Origin of the sequence: Microcoleus sp. bin48.metabat.b7b8b9.023, from assembly GCF_013299185.1 — a bacterium.
Taxonomy (GTDB): Bacteria; Cyanobacteriota; Cyanobacteriia; order Cyanobacteriales; family Microcoleaceae; genus Microcoleus.
Map to the genome: position 1 here is coordinate 69,099 of NZ_JAAFKG010000030.1, position 22,097 is coordinate 91,195.

Annotated in this window: 22 protein-coding genes and 1 pseudogene; 11 read left to right on the forward strand and 12 right to left on the reverse strand. The window is 45.3% G+C overall.

Annotation, left to right across the window (positions count from 1 at the left end; genetic code table 11):
- Positions 1-69: 69 nt before the first annotated feature.
- Both QZW82_RS17860 and gltB read right to left on the reverse strand, forming a co-directional pair.
- The gene (locus QZW82_RS17860) at positions 70-603 is read right to left on the reverse strand and encodes an NUDIX domain-containing protein (RefSeq protein WP_293150534.1); all 534 of its coding nucleotides are present in this window, start codon (positions 601-603) and stop codon (positions 70-72) included.
- 134 nt (positions 604-737) lie between these two features.
- The gene (gltB, locus tag QZW82_RS17865) at positions 738-5,321 is read right to left on the reverse strand and encodes a glutamate synthase large subunit (protein WP_293150537.1); all 4,584 of its coding nucleotides are present in this window, start codon (positions 5,319-5,321) and stop codon (positions 738-740) included.
- Positions 5,322-6,086: 765 nt separating this feature from the next.
- On the opposite strand from gltB, the gene QZW82_RS17870 reads away from it, so the two are divergent.
- The 4 genes from QZW82_RS17870 to QZW82_RS17885 all read left to right on the forward strand — a co-directional run bounded on the left by QZW82_RS17870 (position 6,087) and on the right by QZW82_RS17885 (position 8,471).
- Positions 6,087-6,509: a phosphomannose isomerase type II C-terminal cupin domain gene (locus QZW82_RS17870; protein ID WP_293150540.1), complete on the forward strand. Its 423-nt coding sequence runs from the start codon at positions 6,087-6,089 to the stop codon at positions 6,507-6,509.
- Between the two features lie 121 nt (positions 6,510-6,630).
- Positions 6,631-6,957: an iron-sulfur cluster assembly accessory protein gene (locus tag QZW82_RS17875; RefSeq protein ID WP_293150543.1), complete on the forward strand. Its 327-nt coding sequence runs from the start codon at positions 6,631-6,633 to the stop codon at positions 6,955-6,957.
- Positions 6,958-6,968: 11 nt separating this feature from the next.
- Positions 6,969-7,535, forward strand: coding sequence for a Uma2 family endonuclease (locus tag QZW82_RS17880; protein WP_366665042.1), 567 nt, complete (start codon positions 6,969-6,971; stop codon positions 7,533-7,535).
- Positions 7,536-7,625: 90 nt separating this feature from the next.
- Positions 7,626-8,471 (forward strand): class I SAM-dependent methyltransferase, encoded by an 846-nt coding sequence (locus QZW82_RS17885; RefSeq protein WP_293150546.1) that lies wholly within the window; start codon positions 7,626-7,628, stop codon positions 8,469-8,471.
- 125 nt (positions 8,472-8,596) lie between these two features.
- On the opposite strand, the gene QZW82_RS17890 is transcribed toward QZW82_RS17885, so the two are convergent.
- From QZW82_RS17890 to QZW82_RS17915, 6 genes are all read right to left on the reverse strand, one after another.
- Entirely contained in the window at positions 8,597-9,595 is a 999-nt protein-coding gene (locus QZW82_RS17890; protein ID WP_293150609.1) for a glycosyltransferase, read from the reverse strand.
- 203 nt (positions 9,596-9,798) lie between these two features.
- Entirely contained in the window at positions 9,799-11,013 is a 1,215-nt protein-coding gene (locus tag QZW82_RS17895; RefSeq protein ID WP_293150549.1) for a response regulator, read from the reverse strand.
- 227 nt (positions 11,014-11,240) lie between these two features.
- The gene (gene yidD / locus QZW82_RS17900; protein WP_293150551.1) at positions 11,241-11,465 is read right to left on the reverse strand and encodes a membrane protein insertion efficiency factor YidD; all 225 of its coding nucleotides are present in this window, start codon (positions 11,463-11,465) and stop codon (positions 11,241-11,243) included.
- A 10-nt stretch (positions 11,466-11,475) separates the two neighbouring features.
- Positions 11,476-12,138 carry an NADPH-dependent F420 reductase gene (locus QZW82_RS17905; RefSeq protein WP_293150554.1) on the reverse strand — a complete coding sequence of 221 codons (663 nt, stop codon included), beginning with the start codon at positions 12,136-12,138 and terminating at the stop codon, positions 11,476-11,478.
- A 17-nt stretch (positions 12,139-12,155) separates the two neighbouring features.
- A complete protein-coding gene (gene truB / locus QZW82_RS17910; protein WP_293150557.1) occupies positions 12,156-13,094 on the reverse strand; it encodes a tRNA pseudouridine(55) synthase TruB in 939 nt (312 codons plus the stop codon).
- Positions 13,095-13,501: 407 nt separating this feature from the next.
- Positions 13,502-14,236 carry a calcium-binding protein gene (locus QZW82_RS17915; RefSeq protein WP_293150561.1) on the reverse strand — a complete coding sequence of 245 codons (735 nt, stop codon included), beginning with the start codon at positions 14,234-14,236 and terminating at the stop codon, positions 13,502-13,504.
- A 164-nt stretch (positions 14,237-14,400) separates the two neighbouring features.
- On the opposite strand from QZW82_RS17915, the gene QZW82_RS17920 reads away from it, so the two are divergent.
- From QZW82_RS17920 to QZW82_RS17940, 5 genes are all read left to right on the forward strand, one after another.
- Positions 14,401-14,754 carry a hypothetical protein gene (locus QZW82_RS17920; RefSeq protein WP_293150564.1) on the forward strand — a complete coding sequence of 118 codons (354 nt, stop codon included), beginning with the start codon at positions 14,401-14,403 and terminating at the stop codon, positions 14,752-14,754.
- 391 nt (positions 14,755-15,145) lie between these two features.
- Positions 15,146-15,667, forward strand: coding sequence for a hypothetical protein (locus QZW82_RS17925; protein ID WP_293150567.1), 522 nt, complete (start codon positions 15,146-15,148; stop codon positions 15,665-15,667).
- Between the two features lie 25 nt (positions 15,668-15,692).
- The gene (locus QZW82_RS17930; protein WP_293150570.1) at positions 15,693-16,067 is read left to right on the forward strand and encodes a DUF433 domain-containing protein; all 375 of its coding nucleotides are present in this window, start codon (positions 15,693-15,695) and stop codon (positions 16,065-16,067) included.
- 130 nt (positions 16,068-16,197) lie between these two features.
- Entirely contained in the window at positions 16,198-16,443 is a 246-nt protein-coding gene (locus tag QZW82_RS17935; RefSeq protein WP_293150573.1) for a type II toxin-antitoxin system HicB family antitoxin, read from the forward strand.
- Positions 16,443-16,661: a hypothetical protein gene (locus tag QZW82_RS17940; RefSeq protein ID WP_293150576.1), complete on the forward strand. Its 219-nt coding sequence runs from the start codon at positions 16,443-16,445 to the stop codon at positions 16,659-16,661. Before QZW82_RS17935 ends, QZW82_RS17940 begins: the two co-directional genes overlap by 1 nt.
- Before the next feature lie 122 nt (positions 16,662-16,783).
- Here QZW82_RS17940 and QZW82_RS17945 read toward each other — a convergent pair whose 3' ends face one another.
- Both QZW82_RS17945 and QZW82_RS17950 read right to left on the reverse strand, forming a co-directional pair.
- Entirely contained in the window at positions 16,784-16,954 is a 171-nt protein-coding gene (locus tag QZW82_RS17945) for a hypothetical protein (protein WP_293150579.1), read from the reverse strand.
- Between the two features lie 42 nt (positions 16,955-16,996).
- On the reverse strand, positions 16,997-18,061 hold the full coding sequence (locus QZW82_RS17950; protein ID WP_293150582.1) for a serine/threonine-protein kinase: 1,065 nt from the start codon (positions 18,059-18,061) through the stop codon (positions 16,997-16,999).
- A 212-nt stretch (positions 18,062-18,273) separates the two neighbouring features.
- Between QZW82_RS17950 and QZW82_RS17955 the strand changes: the two genes are divergently transcribed.
- Together QZW82_RS17955 and QZW82_RS17960 are read left to right on the forward strand one after the other, a co-directional pair.
- Positions 18,274-18,942, forward strand: a complete 669-nt coding sequence (locus QZW82_RS17955) for a COP23 domain-containing protein (RefSeq protein ID WP_293150585.1) — start codon at positions 18,274-18,276, stop codon at positions 18,940-18,942.
- 203 nt (positions 18,943-19,145) lie between these two features.
- Positions 19,146-20,555 carry a tetratricopeptide repeat-containing serine protease family protein gene (locus QZW82_RS17960; protein WP_293150588.1) on the forward strand — a complete coding sequence of 470 codons (1,410 nt, stop codon included), beginning with the start codon at positions 19,146-19,148 and terminating at the stop codon, positions 20,553-20,555.
- A gap of 53 nt (positions 20,556-20,608) precedes the next feature.
- Here QZW82_RS17960 and QZW82_RS17965 read toward each other — a convergent pair whose 3' ends face one another.
- Together QZW82_RS17965 and QZW82_RS17970 are read right to left on the reverse strand one after the other, a co-directional pair.
- Positions 20,609-21,412, reverse strand: a complete 804-nt coding sequence (locus QZW82_RS17965) for a serine protease (protein ID WP_293150591.1) — start codon at positions 21,410-21,412, stop codon at positions 20,609-20,611.
- Between the two features lie 266 nt (positions 21,413-21,678).
- Positions 21,679-22,097 (reverse strand): annotated as a pseudogene (locus QZW82_RS17970) (photosystem II q(b) protein); the annotation flags it as partial.

Consider the following 22,097-nt stretch of genomic DNA (forward strand, 5'->3'; position numbering starts at 1 on the left):
TCTATTTCTTTAAATTTATCATCTTTGTTCTAAATCATTCTTTCGTACAGACTCACACTGCACATCTTTTTAGAAAAGAATGTTTCTGAGCTTAAAATATCCGATCTGGCAAGCTGAATAATCGCATTTACTCAAATAGTCAAAAGGATGCCATTCATTTTTACTAATGGCTTCAAAGTAAGAACCATCTTGCTGTGCAATATTAGGTTGTATATTGCTAACATCAGCATAGTACATATAGCAAATTTCGTTCGTTTGAGTGCCAACAATATATTTACCCAACGGCACAACTTGAACAGAAAACCCAGATTCTTCATCTACCTCTCTGATTGCTGCTTTCTCTGGTGACTCGCCCGTCTCTATCCCCCCAGTAATGGGGCAAGGATAGAGCGGAAGTTCTTCATTTATCTCGGAATTATCGATACAGAGGGGTTGTTGTCTAATGAGGACTTCATATTCTATGTCTCTTCCAGCAACATTGCTTTTTCTGACTAAGAATATAGCTACTGAGTCTTTGCCTTTTCTTTCCAAGTAATGAAATCCCCTGGCAGTTTGCTTCACAGTAATCCAATTGGTCGTAAAAATATTTTTTTCGTGGCTCATTTTACTGATTCCAAACTTACCTACAACAGCATAATTCCCGCGTCTAACCGATATAGTACCGCGTTCAAAAGGTTTAAAGAGGAATAGGCAATTGCTGCTGAGTAACAGCCATTACCCATTCCTCATTCTAAACCCTAACTACCCCCAATCCGGGCCACGTCACGAGCGTTTTCTTCAAAAGCAGCCGTCAGCGCATCATCACCGCTCAAACCCGCAGCGATCGCCCTTTCAATGGCCTGCAACACCCGCTTGTAATCCATCGGCATCACCTTCACAAACACCGACAACATCGCATCCCAATTTGCCAAAACCTTCGACGCTTTCGCACTTCCAGTCAAATCAAAATGAGTCTGAATTAATTGCCGCAAATCTGCAATTTCCTCAGCATCCTCCAGTGTTTCCAGCGCCACCATTGACATATTGCAGCGAGTTGCAAAATCCCCCGCTTCATCCAAAATGTAAGCAACGCCGCCACTCATTCCGGCTGCAAAATTGCGCCCGGTGGCACCCAAAACTACAACTTTGCCGCCAGTCATGTACTCGCAACCGTGATCGCCGACACCTTCGACTACTGCGTTAACGCCGGAGTTACGCACCCCAAAACGTTCGCCCGCCAGCCCTCGGATGAAAACCTCACCAGATGTCGCTCCGTAAAGCACTACGTTGCCGACGATCGCGTTTTCTTCTGCGACAAAGGTAGAAGCTGGCGACGGGTACAATACGATCTTGCCGCCGCTGAGGCCTTTGCCTAAATAGTCGTTGGCTTCGCCTTCGAGCTCTAGGGTGACTCCCTTGGGTACGAATGCGCCAAAGCTTTGCCCAGCGCTGCCTTGGAAGTGCAGGTGCACGGTATCATCGGGTAAGCCTTCCCAGTGGCGTTTGGTGATTTCGTTGCCGAGAATTGTGCCCACAACTCGGTTGACGTTGGTGATTGGGAGAGTTGCGCGCACTGGTTCGCCGTTTTCGATCGCACTTTTGCACAAATCCAGCAGTACACTAAGGTCGATCGACTTTTCCAACCCGTGATCCTGCGGCATCTGACAGTAGCGCCCGACATCCGCGCCAACTTCCGGCTGATAAAGAATGTTCGAGAAATCCAAACCCTTAGCCTTCCAGTGTTCCACCGCTTGTTGCGCTTCCAAAACATCGGTGCGCCCCACCATTTCATTCAAAGTGCGGAAACCCAATTGCGCCATAATTTCGCGGACTTCTTGGGCGATGAAAGTCATAAAGTTTACCGTGTGTTGCGGATCTCCCGTGAAGTTTTTCCGCAACAGGGGATCTTGGGTTGCAACGCCCACGGGGCAAGTGTTCTGATGGCAGACGCGCATCATGATGCAGCCCAAAGTCACCAGCGGTGCGGTAGCAAAACCGAATTCCTCTGCGCCAAGCAGTGCAGCAATTGCTACATCACGGCCGGTTTTGAGTTGTCCGTCGGTTTCCACAGCAATTCGGCTGCGGAGATTGTTCAAAACTAAAGTTTGGTGAGTTTCGGCCAATCCCAACTCCCAAGGCAATCCGGCGTGTTTGATCGAAGTTTGCGGCGACGCGCCCGTACCGCCGTCGTACCCGGAGATGAGCACGACATCGGCGTGGGCTTTGGCGACACCCGCTGCGATCGTCCCTACCCCCACTTCCGACACTAATTTGACGCTAATCCGCGCTTCCCGGTTGGAATTTTTCAAGTCGTGAATCAATTCTGCCAAATCTTCGATCGAATAAATGTCGTGGTGGGGAGGAGGCGAAATCAAGCCTACACCGGGAGTTGAGTGCCGGACTTTGGCAATCCACGGGTATACTTTTTTACCGGGTAACTGTCCGCCTTCTCCGGGTTTTGCCCCTTGCGCCATCTTGATTTGGAGTTCCTTCGCTTGGGAAAGATACAAGCTGGTAACGCCGAAACGCCCGGAAGCAACTTGTTTGATCGCACTGTTTTTCGAGTCACCGCGATCGTTTGTCCAAGTATATCTTTCCGGATCTTCGCCGCCTTCGCCCGTGTTCGATTTGCCACCAATGCGGTTCATGGCTACAGCTAGAGATTCGTGGGCTTCTTGGGAAATCGAACCGTAACTCATCGCCCCGGTTTTGAAGCGTTTGAGAATAGCTTCGACTGGTTCAACTTCTTCAATCGGAATCGATTCCCGCTGCTTGAATTGCAGCAAACCGCGCAGGGTAAAATGCTGTTGATTTTGTTCGTTAACCAGGCCGGAATACTGTTTGAAAAGTGGATAACTTCCTTCGCGCACGGCTTTTTGCAGGGCGTGAATGGTTTGCGGGCTGAACAAGTGGGCTTCCCCTTCCTTGCGCCATTGGTATTCGCCGCCGACATCCAGGGTGTTGCCGCTGGATGGGCGATCGGGGAATGCGTGAGTATGGCGTAAAATTGCTTCTTGGGCGATGACTTCGAGGTCAACTCCGGCAATTCGCGATGCTGTCCAAGTGAAGTATTTATCGACTACGGATTTGTTTAAGCCGATCGCCTCAAATATCTGCGCGCCGCGATAACTTTGAATTGTGGAAATCCCAATTTTCGACGCAACTTTGGTCACGCCTTTGGTTGCGGCTTTCACGTAGTTTTTGCAAGCTGTCTTGGTATCAACATTTACCAGCAAACCTTCGCGGATCGAATCTGCGATCGTCTCAAAGGCCAAATACGGATTGATCGCACCGCAACCGTAACCGATTAAAGTCGCAAAGTGATGGACTTCGCGGGGTTCTCCGGATTCGAGCACTAATCCCGCCCGCGTCCGCGTACCTTGGCGGATCAAGTGGTGGTGCAGGCCCGCAACTGCTAGCAATGCGGGAATTGGAGCGTTTTCGGCATCGATTCCCCGATCGCACAAAATCAGAATATTCACCCCAGAGGCGATCGCGCGATCGGCTGCTGCGAACACATCTTCTAAGGCTTGTTCCAAACCTTTTACACCAGTTTTGGGGTCGAACAAAATCGGTATCGTAATTGACTTGAAATTACCTTGGGAAACGTGCTTGAGTTTGGCCAATTCTTCATTGCTGAGAATTGGTGTTTTTAGCTCAATTAAATGGCAGCTTTCCGGTTCCGGTTTGAGCAAATTGCGTTCAGATCCGATCGTTGTTTCCGCAGAAGTAACAATCTCTTCGCGGATCGAATCAATGGGCGGATTCGTAACTTGGGCAAACAGTTGTTGGAAATATTCATAAAGCAACTTTTGGCGATTGGAAAGCACGGCTAACGGCGTATCCGCGCCCATTGCGCCGACAGCTTCCACCCCATCTCGTGCCATCGGCGCTAACAGCATCCGCAGTTCTTCAAAGGTGTAACCAAAGGCCATTTGGCGCTGCAATAATGTTTCGGGTTTTGATTCTGCTACTTCCCCATCTGGCAGTTTGGCAATTTCCACCATGTGCTGGTTAATCCACTCGCGATAGGGATGTTCGGAAGTGATTTGATGTTTGATTTCCTCGTCAGAAATGATCCGGCCTTCTGCGGTATTAACTAAAAACATCCGGCCCGGTTGCAAGCGGCCTTTTGAAAGAATTCGTTCCGGTGCGATCGGCAAAACACCCGCTTCCGATGCCATAATTACTAAGTCATCTTTCGTGATGCAATAGCGAGAAGGACGCAAACCATTGCGATCGAGCACAGCCCCGATCGATGTACCATCCGTAAATGCGATCGAAGCAGGCCCGTCCCAAGGTTCCATCAAGCAAGAATGGTATTCGTAGAAAGCCTTTTTCTCATCACTCATCGACTCGTGGGCTGTCCAAGGTTCCGGAATCATCATCATAATGGCATGAGGCAAAGAACGCCCGGCCAAAGTCAGCAATTCTAAAGCATTATCAAAGATAGTGGAGTCGCTACCCTCGACATTGATTAAATTGGGGATTTTCTTTAAATCATCGCCGAATAGTTCCGACTCGAACATCGATTGCCGCGCGTTCATCCAATTGATGTTGCCGCGCATCGTGTTAATTTCGCCATTGTGGGCGATGTAGCGGTAAGGGTGCGATCGTTCCCAACTTGGGAAAGTATTCGTGCTGAAGCGCGAGTGAACCAGTGCTAAAGCGCTTTCCATGTCCGGGTCGTGGAGTTCGGGATAATAATCTCCGACTTGCACCGGCATCAGCATTCCCTTGTAGACGATCGTCCGGCATGACAGCGTAGAATTATACCAGTACGGGTCTACCTTCTGCCTGCGGATCGCATTGTGAGCTCGCTTGCGGATGACGTAAAGTTTCCGTTCAAAACCCGCCTCGTCCATACCTGCGGCGCGACTCAGAAACACCTGCTGCATCAAAGGTTCGCTGGCTTTGGCGGTATCTCCGAGGGACGAGTTATCGGTGGGGACTTCGCGCCAACCGAGCACGGGACATCCTTCTTCCGCAGCGATTTCGGCGAAGATGCGTTTGCCGTTTTCCCGTTGAGTTCGATCGCGCGACGAATAAATCGCACCGACGCCGTACTCGCCTGCTTCGGGAAGTTCGATATTTAAAGCTGCTGCTGCTTTCTTGAGAAACTTGTGGGGCACTTGCATCAAAATCCCCGCCCCGTCTCCGGTGTTGGGCTCGCAGCCGCAGGCGCCGCGGTGGTCGAGATTCAGTAGAATTGTCAGTGCTTGTTCGACTATTTCGTGGGATTTGTTACCCTTGACGTGTACAATAAATCCGACTCCGCAAGCGTCGTGCTCGAACTGGGGATCGTACAGGCCTTGCTTTTGTGGCAGTCCGTGGTTGTTCATTTTGATGTGTCTCTCAAAGTGACGAAAAGATTTTGATCTAGAGTTGAGCGTGGAATGGCGATCGACCTAGTATCATGTATTATATGTGGATCTACTGCATTGGGTAGATCCATCAAAAAATCAAGGCTTGTGCGATCGAGTGACGGTGAAAAAATAGTTAAAGCTGAGATGTTACGCCATTGTCAGCAATAGGCATCTTGCCTGTTCATAAATAAGTAAAAAATAGTTTGTTGGTAATTAATTGATAAATTAGATATTTGGATTTTTTTTTAACCGCAGAGGCCACAGAGAGCGCAGAGGAAGAGAAGAGAGATGAGTAATTGTGATAGCGACTCACATCTAGAGGATATTCAGGCTGCGATCGCGCCGAATGAAGCTGGACACGATCGGGATCTGAACAGTGATAGGATAAAATCGCTACATCCGCTCTTTCTCTGCGCCCTCTGCGCCCTCTGCGGTTAAAAAAATCCAAAACAACCATAAATCTTATAAAATGTTTCCATTAAATAAAGAACCAGCAGTCCCAGATGAAGATTTGATGTAGATTTGGTCGATCGCACCCATCACAGGTGACAACTACTATAGTGATTTTGCTATGGTTGTTAAGGCTGGTCGATCGGGAAGAGCAGATTTCACAGTAAAATGTACAGTTCGCTAACCCTTCCGCGCAGGTGAGGTTAGATTTTAACAACAAATTAGCTCACCTCAAAAACCAACATCGTTTACTAAAGGCTTCAACAAGCAATCCCGAAGGAGTAAAAAATCATGGTTCAAACTCAAGAACTTTCTCAAACATTAACTCTGCTTGCATCTGCTGCACCCAACGGAATTTCCGCTACAGAATCACGCCCGTGGGGTTCTTTTACAACACTTGAAGAAGGCCCGGGATACAAAATTAAGCGGATCGAAGTCAAGCCGGGACACCGCCTCAGCCTGCAAATGCACCACCACCGCAGCGAACACTGGATCGTAGTTTCCGGTACTGCTAAAGTTACTTGTGGCGAAACCGAAGAAGTTCTATTTACAAATCAGTCTACCTATGTTCCACAGTGCATTTCTCACCGTCTGGAAAATCCGGGAGTGATTCCCCTGATTTTAATTGAAGTGCAGAATGGTGAATATCTAGGAGAAGATGATATTGTGCGCTTTCAAGACGATTACGCGCGGACAGAATCTAAGGCTAAATAACCTATAAACTGGTTATTTGTTATTTGTTGTTTGTTATTTGTTATTCGCACCAATCAGTAACCAATAACCAATAACCAGTAACCAATAACCAGTAACCAATAACCAATAACCAATAAAATTAATGATTCATCTAAGCAAAACAGCAGCCACAGAAGTAAAGCGCCTCAAGTCAAAGTATCCCAATCCCAATGCTTTGTTTCGTCTGGGCGTAGAATCGAGCGGCTGTTCCGGTTTGTCCTATACAATGGCATTTGACGATGCACCCGTCCCAGAAGACACTCTCTGCGAGTCCGAGGGAGTTCAAGTTGCGATCGACCCCCAGCACTTAAAATATCTCAATGAGCTAACCTTGGATTATTCAGAAGACTTGATGGGCGGAGGTTTCCGGTTCCACAATCCCAATGCAGCCCAAAGCTGTAGCTGCGGTAACTCCTTTTCTACGAGGTAAAAATTAATATGATGACACTCAAAGACTTAGAAAAAGTCCAAAAAACCTTCAAAGAAGCCGGTCAAGACTACCAACTTGAACTAGAAAGCGGGAAAATTATCATTGTGGGCCCCTCAGATATTGTATCAAGTGAAATTGGTGTACTTTTCATTTGGCTGCTTGCCAATTGGGTTTATCCCCGGCGTTTGGGCCGAATTTTTGACTCCGCAGGTGGCTTTATTTTGCCTGACGCGACGCTCACAGCACCCGATGTTTCCTTTGTGCGGGCCGCCCGGATCCGGCAAAGTACCCGTTATTTCGCAGAATTAGTCCCAGACTTGGTAGTAGAAATTAAATCACAGAGCGATCGTATTAAACCGCTCGAAAAAAAGATTCTCAATTTTATCCAACTCGGCGCACAAGTAGGGATTTTGATCGACCCGGATGAAGAAACTGTTACAGTTTACCGTCCCGAAGGCGAACCAATTGTGCTGGGTAATGGAGAGATTTTGACGGTATCCGAACTTTTTCCTGGTTGGGAATTGCCCATTGCTGAACTTTGGCCGCCAATTTATACTGAAGCTGAAACTGAAGGATAATCTCGCATTTTAATATAAGTAGTTTGAACGAACCGCGAAGGCGCAAAGGACGCGAAGGAAGAGAGGAGAAGAGAAAAGAAAGATTTAACAATGGCTAATAAATCAGAAGAAACTCAAGATTGGTATAGTGAATATACCACTACCTACAGTTACGAACAGCGAAAAAATTGGTACAGCGAAATCGCAGGCTTCTACAACAAAACTAGACCGCGCTATCCCCAACAACTAATTAATCGCGTTGTCGAATTAGCCGAACTTCCCTCAAACGCCAACATTCTTGAAATCGGATGCGGCCCCGGAATAGCCACTGTTCCGTTTGCGGAATTAGGTTTTGCAATGCTTTGTCTCGAACCCAGTCAGCCAGCTTGTCAGCTAGCACAACAAAACTGTGCAACTTATCCATTTGTAGAGATTAAAAATCAAACTTTGGAAGAGTGGGAATTAGAAACTGATAAATTCAATGCTGTGCTGGCGGCGACTTCTTTTCATTGGGTGTCACCAGAGATTCGCTATCAAAAAACGGCCGCCGCATTAAAAGATAAAGGTTCATTGATTTTGCTCTGGAATGCCGGAGTTTTGCCAGAAGATGAAGTTTACCGAGTTTTAAATGAAGTTTGTCAAACTCAAGCTCCATCTCTAGCAGTATATCATGCCAAAGAAAGAGTCAATCAAGCAGAAAGTATCAAAGAAATCGGACAAAATATCATCGACTCAGGCCTGTACGAAGATTTAATTTACGAACAGTTAGTATGTGAAATTACCTACAGTATTGAGGATTATCTGAATCTTTTGCAGACTTACTCGGAGTACATCGCGCTAGACGAGCAAAAAAGAAAATCATTGTTAACAAATTTGGGGGAAGCGCTCGCAAAAAACTGCGTAAATATCATCAAAGCTTCCTATATTTCAGCATTTCACATTGCCAAAAAACTTTAGCACTTTTTCTCTTCTCTTCCTTCGTGTCCTTTGCGCCTTCGCGGTTCGTTAAAAAAACCTTATTTACCAATCTAAGAAGGTTCGTAGTGAGGACTTTAGTCCTCTAAGAAGGACTAAAGTCCTCACTACAAACCTATTGTAGTATAGCTGCTGAGAATAACCCACTGCATTAACTGCTGCCATTCTGGAGATTGAGTTAATAAATCTGCATCCAATTCATTGCCCGCATCCTGCGAAAATTCCGTAAAACACTCCGCCCAATTAATTACTGTTTCCACTGGCAAATAAGGCGTATAATTCCAAGAACGCTGCAAAAATTCTGCCATCTCAACAGGATGACCGGTGCGGTGCAAATACCAAGCAATCCAAACCAACGTACTGTACTTGATTTGCTTTTCCAACAAACGTATTTTATCCGGCACTTCGGGCCGCGCAAAAAAATTGTCCATTACCGCAGCCAAGGATTTAGCCTGCGGTAAACCTTTGTACATGGCACTTTGTTCGTGCTGGCGGTAGCAAACTGTTATTTGCCGCAGCCATTCTGTTTCGCATCCCATTAATGCTAAACGCAGCGCTAAATCTGTATCTTCAGCCGGGGGAAATCGAGGATCGAAACCGCCAGCGCGCTCTAACCATTCGCGGCGAAACATCATTGCGCTGGGCAATACTGGTTTCCACCGCAGCCACATTTCTAGGTCTAATTTAGGGACGTTTTTCCAGGGTTTGACATCTTTAATCCGTTCGCCTATACTGTTGACTTGACGCCAGCCACTGTGGACTATTCCTAGATTTGGTTGCGCTCTGAATACAGCAATTTGTGCTGCTAATTTCTCGGGTAAAAAGTAGTCATCTGCATCGAGAAAGGCGATGAATTCTCCTTGCGCTAGTTCGATGCCGCGATTTCGGGCAATGGAAACTCCTTGATTTTGTTGGTAAATGTAGCGAATGCGATCGCCATATTGCTCTAAAACTAATTTGGTGTCGTCTCGGGAACCATCGTCTACTACAATAATTTCCCAGTCAGTATAGGTTTGGCGCAGCACGCTATCTACGGCTTGGCCGACGTAAGCAGCACAGTTGTAAGCCGGAATCACCACGCTTACCTGCGGAGTTCGATCGCTCATCATGAATATCAAGTCCGAAGCATTAGAATCTATATAGGCTGGGCGGATTTACTAAAATGCTGGCTGTGAAATCCAGAAAAATTATACACTCGCCCCTCAAAGATTTATTTATCAAATCTAGTTGCGTCTTTATTATAATACGTTTAAGGTGCGACAGAGACTGACGCACCGGATAAGGGATGCTTTTTGAGCATAAATTTGGTTCAAGAATTTGCCAAAGTAAGTTGCCGCGAATTCAGTAAATTGTCGGGGCGAATTCCTAAAGGGTTGCGATCGCCTTTTACCTTTAAATACTTCTGAGCTATTTGCAAAACCTGTTCCGGATTGGGCGGCTTGCTCAAAAAATCGGAAGCACCTGTAAGTTTGGCTCGCGTGCGATCGATTATACTGTCTTTACCAGTCAAAAACACGATCGGAGTTTCCCTAAAACTAGGTGTTTGCCGCAAAAAATTGCACAAAGCAAAGCCGCTTGTCTTCGGCATTACCACGTCCATAAAAATTAAAGCAGGCTTTTGTTTGGCAATGATGCCCACTCCATCCATCGGATCTTGAATTTTTAGAACTCGATACCCCGCCGGCAATAAAATTTGTTGTAAAAATTCGCATACTGTCGGACTGTCATCAATACAGGCAATCAAAGGGCGAACCTGCCCAGCCATCGACGCAGCAAGGCGCCACTGTTCTATAGGCGACGGTAAGTCTGGTACTGTGCGGAAATTTACTAAACCCTGCTTCATGTAATTAACTAAAGCGCGAGTTGCGACTGTCACGCACTGCTTTTTCTTCAATGCAATATCCCAAAGAGTATTCTCGCCGTTAAATACGTTAGCCAAAGCTATCAAAGAGTTAGAACTAAATCGATTTTCCTGCAACTGGGCAGACGCTTTTAAAAGGGGTGCTTGTTCTGGTTCTACCAGCCACAAACCCATGCCTTTCCACTTCTGCCAAATTAGTTCTGTAGAGTACAGAATTTGTTCTACTTCCGTTACAGACAGCAGCAAAGAAGATATTATTTTAGAAAAATATTTTTCCGACGGACGCCACTCCCGACGCAAACCCGATTGACCGATCAGAGCAAACAAAACTTCGGAAATGCTGCTGTGGACGATCGCCTTAGCTTGTTGCAAACTCATTTCGCTGGCAGCTAGCCCTTGCTGAATCAGTTGATATTCCCACAGTTCCCGAGCCTCCAGATCTCTAAGATCCACTTGAAAGTTGGGACAGTGTTGTCCAATAGCCCTGTACCAGCGCCTCGCTCTGTGCGCTCCTCCTGTGGCATAAACCAAACTACCCTGAAAAAAGTATAGTTGCCACTGTTGCTCACCTTGCTCTAATAGCAGTTTTCCCGTTGCTTGTTTCTGGCTGAGGACTGCCAAAGTATGAGAAAGCATTTTGTACCCGATTGCGGTAGCAGACATATCAACTCGCATTCCCTGTACTCCTGTTTTCCCTATTATATCGCTGCTGAGTTTGGGAAAAAAACAGTAATATTACTGAATTGCGTTCAAAATAACAAATTACCTGATGCTAGTTTAAACAGTTGACAGTTGACAGTTGACAGTTGACAGTCTTAATCAGTTGACAGTTGACAGTTGACTAACGACTAATGACTAATAACTAACGACTAATGACTAATGACTAATGACTAATCGCTATCTTTGGGAGGTACGGGATCGTAACCCCCTGGATGAAAAGGATGACAGCGCAAAATCCGCTTAACTGCGATCGAGCCGCCGCGGGCCGCCCCAAATCTTTCTATGGCTTCGATCGCGTATTGGGAACAAGTGGGCTGAAATCTACAGGCGTTAGGCAAATAAGGAGAAATCCCCATTTTGTAGCCTCGAATTAATCCGATCAGCAATACTTTCACAATCTTCACCTCAGCGCTTAATTAAATTAATCGCAAAATCTTGTCCCATACCGCTGAAAGCTAGGTTAATCCACAGCATACCCAAAGGTTCCAACAATCTAGCTTGTTGGAGTGTCCCTGCATCTACAACTTCAAATCCGATATCTTCCGCAATATTGGTGACAATTTTCTTGGCATCTGTACTGTCTCCGCAAATAAAAGCAGTTGCTGTTTGCGAACCGAACTGCAAATTTTCAAAACAGCTTGCACCAATGTTGTTAAACGCTTTCACCACTTGCGCTCCGATCGCCCATTTGGCAATTTCTTCGGCTGCGGAGGTAGTGTGTCCGATTGTCAGTCCAGCCGCAAGTCCAGCGGGTGTCAGCTCGATCGGGTTAGTAGCGTCAATTATAATTTTGCCAGTCAAATCTCCCGCAGCGGCGATCCTCTTCGAGGGCTTCGCTAACGCCTCTTGCGTGCCATTCCAAGGCGTAGCTAAGATCAAAACTTGACCGTGACTTGCAGCTTCCCCAACGCTAGCTGCTCCCGCATTTCCTCCTGTCGCTTCCACCGCCGACTGCACTTTTGCACTCTGGGGGTCTCTAACGCCAAATACAATGGAGTGACCTTTTTGAGTTAAAATGCGTCCCAGAGTTCCGCCAACATTTCCAGCACCAATTATACCTATTTTCATTTTCACCTCTTGGATACCTAAAAGACAATTTGAGGAGACAATATGGTAGTTGTATCTGAGTTTGCTACCTGACCGATACCTAAAAAATTACCATCTCGATCGTAAACTTGCAAGGGATAGGGAGGTTCGGGTATTAAGTTTTCAGGGGGATTGTTGCTACTTTTCTCGGCTTCTATCGTCGTTTCGGGAATCGGGAGGCGCTGTCCTTGAAACCAGCGTTTGGTATATTCAGGAGAAAGGACGATCGCACCTAAGTGTCTCAAAACCGCCGATGGCAAAATCGGGCTGAATGTATTCTCCTGCAATTGCACTTCTAATTCTTCAAACGTGAGACTTTGGTCGATCGAGAAACCGCTGCTTTCGGTGCGAGTCAAACCAGCCAAAGTACCGCCTGCATTCAAGAGTGCGCCCAAGTCCCGGGCGATCGCCCGAATGTAAGTACCGGCCCCGCAGGCGATCGACAAATCCAATTCTGGAAAATCGCCGGGCCGCCAACCCAAGATATCCAGCCGAAACACCTCAACATTCCTAGCCGCAACTTCCACAGTTTCGCCTTTTCTAGCTAACTCATAAAGCCGTTTTCCTCCCACCTGCACTGCACTAAAACTCGGCGGAAATTGCTCGATTTTGCCGATAAAATTCGGCAGTGCAGCTTGCACTTGTTCTAAACTCAACTCCGGGACAGGTTGAGAATTCAGGATTTCTCCTTCTAAATCGTCCGTAGCGGTAGTTAAGCCAAACCGAATCGTACCTCGGTAAGCTTTGTGGTGTTGGAGGAATTGCAGAAGTCTGGTTGCTCTTCCCAGGGCGATCGGCAAAACGCCAGTCACAGCCGGATCTAGAGTTCCTCCGTGTCCCACTCGTTTGAGTTTCAATATTCGGCGCACTCGCCCCACGCAGTCGTGAGATGTCATGCCGGCAGGTTTGTTGAGATTGAGAAAACCGTCAATAGTCATTAGTAAGAAAGAAGGAAGAGGGAAGTTCGGCAACGAGCAGTGTACGGGATATAACGGATGTAATGGAAATCGGTTCGAGGGAAGATGGAACAAGGAACAAGGAACAAGAAATAAGGAAAAAGAAAAGTTTTGACATTGCTTTGTTGGTCGCAACGCTTCCGGTTTTCAGTTAAAAAGTTCAACATTGAAAACTTAAAACTAAAAAGTACCCGCAAGCCCAATTACCAATTACCAATTACCAAATTCTCAATCCCCATTACCAGAAATAATTGGTTGAAAGCCTCTCCGTTTTAGGGGGAAATTAAAATCAGACGATTCATTAATGCAATCCTCGGACTTATAAGTAGAGGTTCCTCTCAAACTGTCAACTGTCAACTGTCAACTGTCAACTGTTGAACCATTCCCAATTAAAAAATAAAGTCCGTCCGAGAGATAGTAACTCCCAATACAGTAGCCAGAGTTTCCTTGGTACTTGTAAACTGAACAATTGTACTCGGCACGGTTCCGGGCCCAGCAGAAATGGTGAGTTCGGCAAAAGTGAGGTCAGCTCTCAAGCGAATTTTATCCGTACCAACAGTAAAATCGGTAATCACATCGCCATCTGCCGATCGCCCGATCGAAAAAGTATCATTCCCTGCGCCACCAGTTAAAGTATCTCTGCCGCGATCGCCCGACAAACAATCATCGCCCAGCCCACCAAACAGCGAGTCATCGCCGGCACCGCCAAAAAACGTATCATTGCCCGCGCCGCCCAACAAAGTATCGTTGTCTTGGTTGCCAAACAGCAAATCATTGCCATCATCCCCGCTTAACGAGTCAGCACCTTTCCCCCCATAGAAAGTATCGTCGCCCGCGCCGCCAAAAACGCTGTCGCGGGCTGCACCGCCGAACAGCAAATCATTACCAGCGTCCCCCTGTATTGAGTCGTCGCCGTCACCGCCGTAGAGGCTATCGTCTCCCCCCAAACCTAAAATGGTGTCAGCACCTCCCAAACCGAAGATCAAGTCAGCGCCGGCAGTACCGCTGAGGGAGTCAGGGCCGCTGGTGCCATTGCGAGGGGTAGCAGAGCCTCCGGGCCTTGTACCCGGGCTGGTTGGGGTTGGGGTTGTGACTACGATCGTAACTGGTACTGCTGATGGCATGGTTTTGAATAGTGGTAGAAATTTGCCATTCTAACTTAGCCTAAAAGCGTAAGTTACAGAAAGTACCACGAACACCAGGTGTCTTCAGGCGGGGAAGTGTTCATTCAGTTGACAATTGACAGTTGACAATTGACAGTTGAGGGCAACCTCTACCTGGAAGTCCGATGATTGGATTAATGAATCGTCTGATTTTAATTTCTACGCTAAACAAGCAAGGCTTTCAACTAATTATTTGTGGTAAAAAATCTGTCAGCAGCATTGCTTGTTTGAGGATAAATTCAAGTAGCCTTGGCTGGCAAACTATTGTGCATCTAAATTGCCTATTTGGAGCGGCGTCTGAGGAACTGCTTACTCCTGGTTTGATTATTTCTGGATGTCCAATTTCAGTGCCGAGCGAGCCGATCGCCTTTGACGAAATAAATCTGCCCATCACTATTTACGATCGTATAGTTTGGCAGTTGGTTCAATACATAAAATTTAGGTATAACCTTCATTCAGTGGACTTAAGAAAAATCTGACTTGCCAAAAATGGCTATATTGCCAGAAAATCGTCAGATGAAATTCATCAAAAGCATTAAGTAAACCGTATTGAAATACAATCCACTCCATCAAGAGAAGAGTTTTGAACCGTATTGGGGCGTTCTTGGCGCAGAGGGAAGAGTATTGCGAGGGTTTTGGATGTCGTAAAAAACCTTTTATCCCTCCCCTCTCTGTGTTCTCTGTGTTCTCTGCGGTAAAATCTTCTTAATATCTACTTCACCTCTTTATAATCCAAAAATCGTCAGATGAAATTCATCAAAAGCGTTAAGTAAACCCTATTGAGGTATAACCGTAAAATTATTCTTAAAAATTACAGTTATAGTAAAATTAAATATATGCTACAAATAGGCTATAGCTTTTAAGAGATAAATGAGAAGCGCGAAAGAATTATTCCTCACCAGCTTGACCGCTATTACTATGAGTTGGGTTTTCGGGACTCCTATTCAGAGGATACCAGGGGCGATCGCCCAGACAAAGGTTCCGATGAGACTGCAACACGGGGAAGGAACCTATACCCTTACGGTGTCGGAGGCGGACACCACAAAATCTGCCTATGGGGGTCAGTTGCGACTCTATGACGTGCACATCGCTAAGATGTTTGAAGTGACCTATGCTGATTGCCAGGAGATACCCAGGGCTGGCTTTAGAGATTGGGAGTACAGGGCCGGAAATGGCAGAATTAGCATGGGGACATTCAGAATCACCTGTCTGTTGGCGGGAGATATTGCGAAGACTTACGGTTTAGGCAAACCAGAGCGTAGTGCGATCGAATATTCTCAGGAAGAAGCAGGGCCGCCAATATCCCGAACTCGTTCTATCCCAATTTTAGACATTACTGGCAATAAAGTCGATCGCTGGCTGAATTTTGTGCAGAGTTTTCGACCAATTTAAAAATAACTTCTAGGAGGCCATAAAAATGACAACCCTATCCAACGAACAAACAGCAATTATCCGTACAGAAAGAGGACTGGCGATCGCAGGTACGCGCATCACCATCTACGACATCATGGACTACGTGACGGCTCAATATCCGCCTAAGTTTATTAGGGGATTGTTCGATCTGACAGAAGAACAAATTAATGCAGCTTTAGCTTACATTGAGGCAAATCGCGCTGATGTTGAAGCCGAGTATCAAATGGTGCTTAAGGAAGCTGAGGAACTGCGGCTGTACTACGAAGAAAAAAATCGCGATCTGATTGCTCGAATTGCCGCCCTACCACCAAGACCAGGAACCGAAGCTGCTTGGGAAAAGCTGCGAGTGGCTAAGGCAAAACTTAAGTCTCAGTCATGAATTTTTTGGGCGATCGTAATTTGGAATGAAAAACTCTATTTTTCATCCACTAGCTGAACAAGTATTAATTGATGCTATAACTTATTTATAAAGTCATTAGCTAGACATCCCTAAAGGAGAGTGCTTTAATATGTTAACTAAATACATCCAAGCTGCCATGAAGCAAGCTAAGTATGAAATTTTCCCTGATGATGGGACTTTCTACGGAGAAATTCCTATCTGTGAAGGAGTCTATGCAAATGCTGTAACTCTCGAAGCTTGTCGGGAAGAATTGCAAGAGGTATTGGAAGACTGGATTTTACTTGGTCTCACTATGAATCTTCCTTTACCCATCCTCGATAATATCGACCTTACAATTACCAAAGATGTTGCCTGATGCCACCTTTAAAACCAATCAAACGTCGAGACTTAATTCATTACCTGAAACTACTAGGATTTGATGGGCCATATTCAGGTAAAAAGCACCAGTTTATGCTAAAAGATAACCTTCGCATCACTATCCCCAATCCTCATCAAGGTGATATCAGCGCTAACTTTTTAGTTAAGATTTTAGGACAGGCTAAAGTTGATATTAGTGATTGGGAGAACCTCTAGTTTTTTGACTGCTATGTAAAAATAATTTTGTGGAGTCAGAAACCGGATTTCTTCCCAAAATTGGGCGTGGGAATTCCGATATTGTCACAGAAACCCGGTTTCTTGGATTTTGGAGCGCATTACTAAAACTCGATCGCATCTGAATTCTTGGTGATTTCTTGATTTGGTAAATCAGCTTGCCAAAAAAACCTGCGTTTCTCAAAATTATAAAGTGTAGGAATCGCCACCACAAAGGCGAGTACAAGTCCGATCGCAGAAATGGTCAAATGCCAGTCAATTCTTCTAGGATTCATAAATTCTACCTCTTGTCAATTTAAATGGATAGTCAACTATTTTTACCACACACCATCCTTCGCAGGAGTAGGTGTTGAAGTTGGAGCAGATTGGGGTTGAATCTTACCAACATTTTGAAAGACTATGACAGCAGCAATAACAGCAATTCCCAAGCCGATTAAACCCATTGTTAACTTTAATTTAGGTTTGACATTCGCTAAGAGCGATTTCCACCCAGTATTTTGTGAAATAACTGTAGTTCCTACAGACCCCGATACTAAAGATTTAATAACTTGCAATGCTTCATGGGCTGACTGATAGCGATCGCTATGGCGATATCTAATCATATTATCTATAAAGTCAGCTAGTTTTGAGCTAACTGCTGCTTGTTCCCTCCACATAACTTCTAGCGTGTCGGGATCTTTCGGAAACCGATCGGGCGATATTCCTGTGAGAGCTTGGATAGCCACCATTCCTACTGCATAAATATCACTAGATAATCCCGGATAGCCGTTCATTTGTTCGTTCGGCATATATCCTTCAGTTCCAATGCAAATTGTGATGTTCTGTTGCGTTTGACTATTTTTAACCGCACTGATAACTTTTTCCTTGACAGCGCCAAAGTCAATCAGTATAATCTTATCATCTGAGTCGCGCCGCATTAAATTTGCTGGTTTGATATCCCGGTGGATTACTCCCTCCTGGTGAACTACTGTTAGGACTTCCAAGATATCGTGTAAAAGCTGCATTACTTGATTTTCACTGAGTTGAGTTCCTCTCACTCCGGGTTGATTGCTCAAAACAAGTTCCTGGCTCAAATCGTGTCCGACAATTAACTCTTGAACGAGATAGAATTCTTGATCTTCCTCGAAGTGAGCGAATAGCTGCGGAATTCGATCGCACTTACCTAATTTATAGAGCACTTGTGACTCTGTTTCAAATAGCCGCTTCGCCGTTTGCAGGACAAAGGGATCGGTAGATTGCGGGTTGAGTTTCTTGACAACAAACTGGGGATTTCCCGGTAAGTGTGTATCCTCGGCGACGTAAGTCTCGCCAAATCCACCTTGACTCAATGACTTCTTGATGTGGTATCGTCCACCAATCGTTTGCCCTATAATCATTTTCATGTTACAATTTTTGCAATAATTATTACACATCTAGGTAAAAATAGTCAGAACTTACGCAGACGTGGCCCAAAACCCGGTTTCTGCGTCAGTATCGCTCGGAGAGACGATTTTTCGGAGAAACCGGGTTTTTTGACTTTAGCCCTAATAGTATAATTTTCTAATCTGGTGGGAAATAAATTCATTAAAATTGAGTAAAATCTATAAGGTGAGACATGACTACTAAATCAAGTCGGTTGATTACTGAAATTTTGGCGATCGTTTTGACACTGTTTGGGGCGGCGGCTTGTTCGACAACAACGGTTTCTACTTCTGAAACTCAGCCTGTTGCATCGACAAGCAACAATCCTGCAACTTCTCCCGTAACGACAGCTTCCAATCTAACAGCTTCAGCTCTGAAAACTTCTCAGTCTACTATCCCTACAACTTTCAACTGCGTTCAGCAACCCAATGGCTGGGCGACAGTTGCTCAAAGAGGAAATGCTGTTTCCCAAAATCCTTTGCTAACCTGGAATAGCACAGAATTCGGCGATGAGTGGTCGCCAGAACAACGCTGTCAAACTGTCTCAAAAAGATTGACAGAGGTAGTGGCGAAAAATGGTGGAAAGTTAGCAAAGTTGGATTTGACGACTGGAAAGGTAGATAATGGTTATACAGTTATTTGTGTGGTGACGGCAGGACAAAAAAGCTGCGATCGCCAAAATATGCTGTTTACTCTTAATAAGCAAAATTCTCAAACTCCCGGTGAAATACTCGTAAAAATCACTAATTTTGCTAAAGGTGCTGCCTCTAATAGTACGACAGCAGAAAGTGGTCACACTCCTCAGTTTATTCCTTTGGAAACATTAGTTAATCGCTCTTTGGGAAAGGACAGTGGTTTTTAACTCTAGTAGTTCCTGAGACACGCGAGGCTAAAAACCCGGTTTCTGCGCCAATATCTCGGATAATCAACTATTTTTCGGAGAAACCGGGTTTTTTCTTAAGTCCTGTCTACGCTGCTGAGAGCAAGTTGTGATATCAAAGTAATGCGGATTAATTCAGATAAATTCTATGTTTTTAGGTATGATTTTTGTGAGGATAAAAGTTGATGATGCGTAGATTTTTAGCAATTTTGCTCATTTCTGTCTTGGCAGTAATCATACCTCACATCGCTTTTGCTCTCAACCCACAGCAGGTTAATCAAATAGCAGCGCAAGTTACTGTTTTGATTGATGGCTACCAGCCTGGATCGGGGGTAATTTTTCAGCGCAATGGTAATGTTTATTCTGTTCTCACAGCGAAGCACGTTGTTAACGTAGATGAAATTTATTATGTGATTACTCCAGAGGGAGAGAGACACCGCACAGAAGCTACTAATATTCAACTTATAAATGACATGGATTTGGCGGTAGTGCAGTTTACCAGCGATAAAGTTTATCAGGTAGCGCAGTTGGGGAATTCTGATAAAGTTCCGAAGGGTAGCACTGTTTATGTCGCCGGCGCACCCGAAGCAAATGAGACGATTCCGCAACGTACTTTGATCGTGAATCCTGGTACTCTTGTGGGAGTGCAACCGCCTCAAGATGGTTATGCTTTGATTTATAATAATATTACTCAACCGGGGATGAGTGGTGGCCCGGTGCTGAATGAAGAAGGTCAAATAATTGGTATTCACGGACAGGGCGATCGGCGAGATGGTAGTAAGTCTGGGCTAAATTTGGCTATTCCGATTAATTCGTCTTTAGTGCCGAATTTGCAGAAATTGGTCGCATCGCCATCTCCGCCAACTCCATCACCTGTTGTACCTAGCGAAAAGAGTGCGATCGATCCTTCTCCTTCTCCTTCTTCTTCTCCTTCTCCTTCTCCTTCTCCTTCGCCTTCGCCTACAAAACCATCAACTGAGCAGCAAAAGAAAAAGGCATCCGAACCCAAGAAGGAAGCGATAAAGACGGTTCAAATTATTAAAGAAATAGAGACCCAAAATTGGTGGAATGGATTTTGGATTTTCTTTTGGTCTGCATTAAAAATTCTATGTGTAATACTCATTATTTTAATAGCTATTGGTGCATTTATTTCGGGTCAAGTAGAGAAAGAGAAGACGCCTGTAGAGAAGACAAGCGCCGATTTTCTCCCAACTATTCTTGATAAAGATGCTGTCAATTACTTCTTCATACGGGGTAATGCCTGCTTAAAATCAGGGGAAAACCCGAAAGCGATCGTGAATTATACTCAAGCAATTATGCTTAATCCCAACTACGTTAATGCCTACATCAATCGGGGTAATGCCTACTTAAGATCGGGAAACAAACATATGGCTATCGCGGATTATACCCAAGCGATTCACCTTGCTCCTTACGATGCTACTTCTTACTACAACCGGGGTTGTATCCACAAAGATCATGGAAATAAACAAGAAGCAATACAGGACTTTCAAAAAGCTGCTGACTTGCATATGCAACAAGGAAACCAAGGCTTACTCCAAAAATCACTTAAGAAAGTTCAGGAGTTACTAATGTAGTCTTTGATTGAGATAACACTATAAAACTCACTACCATAATATTTGCTTAGATTTCATTTTCTCCAATTTACCCACTCTTTAAATATCTCAATCGGAATCCCCCAACTCAAAGCCTCCATCTCCCTAAAAACCCCCTCCGAGGGCACACTTCCATCCACAAACGTAAACACCTCAATACCCGCCAAAGGATATTTCAACCGTCCATTCACCCCTACCAACCTCCCCCGACTATCCAACACCGGCCCGCCACTCATCCCCTCAGTAATATCATTGGTATAACCCAACTGATATCCCTCCACAAAAGACTTTTCTGGCAACATTCCCACCTTTCCAGCCGTCAACCGAAACGCCTTTAACCCCCAATTCCGAGTATTCTCGATCGCCTTAGCATCAATCCAATGCCAATTAGGAAAACCCGCCCCAAAAACCGCATCTCCCACAGCTAACTTATGGGAGTTTCCTATCTCCACCACTCGATAAGATTCACGACTCGTAAATTCCACCAAAGCTAAATCTAATCTGCTAAACTGAGATGAAGACAACCGCTTAGCAATATGTGTCTGTCCATCCGCCGTCAATACAGTATAATTTTGAGTATTGCCAGCTACCACATGATTGTTAGTTAAAACCCGATAATTTTCCCCATTCCGGCCAATAATCACCCCAGAACCAGACCCAGAATCGGATAAAATTCTGACAGTGACAAGACGCGCAATTTCTGAAACTTCCCGGTTAAGATTTTCTGAAATCGCTGCGGGTTTTATGGAAATATGCTCATGGGTGTCTTTTGCTAAACTGAATAATAGACCGGTTAGCAGTAGCGATATTGTGAAGATTCGCAGGCGATAACTAAACATTCTTTTGGCGTGGGGACTCGGAAATGGGGTTTCCTCGTGGGATTTAGAAACCGGGTTTCTGCGGAAAATCTCGTGGGGAGGCGTGAATTTTCATAGAAACCCGGTTTCTTGGACTAGGTGCGGGGGCTCAGAAACCGGGTTTCTTCCTAAATCTCGGTGGGATGCCAAGATTATCGCAGAAACCCGGTTTCTTGGATTTGGGGAAAAGCCCAAACAAAAAGCGCCCCTATTTCTAGGAGCGCTTTCTGTTTATCTCAAGCTAAAACTTAACCGTTGATGGAAGGAGCAACCAAAGCAACTGGAGTTGTTTCACCAGCAGCCAAGTCGAGAGGGAAGTTGTGAGCGTTGCGCTCGTGCATTACTTCCATACCCAAGTTAGCGCGGTTGATAACATCAGCCCAGGTGTTGATGACGCGACCTTGCGAGTCGATAATCGATTGGTTGAAGTTGAAACCGTTCAAGTTGAATGCCATTGTGGAAATACCCAAAGCGGTAAACCAAATGCCAACTACTGGCCATGCACCTAACAAGAAGTGCAAGGAACGGCTGTTGTTGAAAGAAGCGTATTGGAAAATCAAACGACCGAAGTAGCCGTGGGCTGCAACGATGTTGTAGGTTTCTTCTTCTTGACCGAATTTGTAACCGTAGTTTTGCGATTCGGTTTCGGTTGTTTCACGAACCAAGG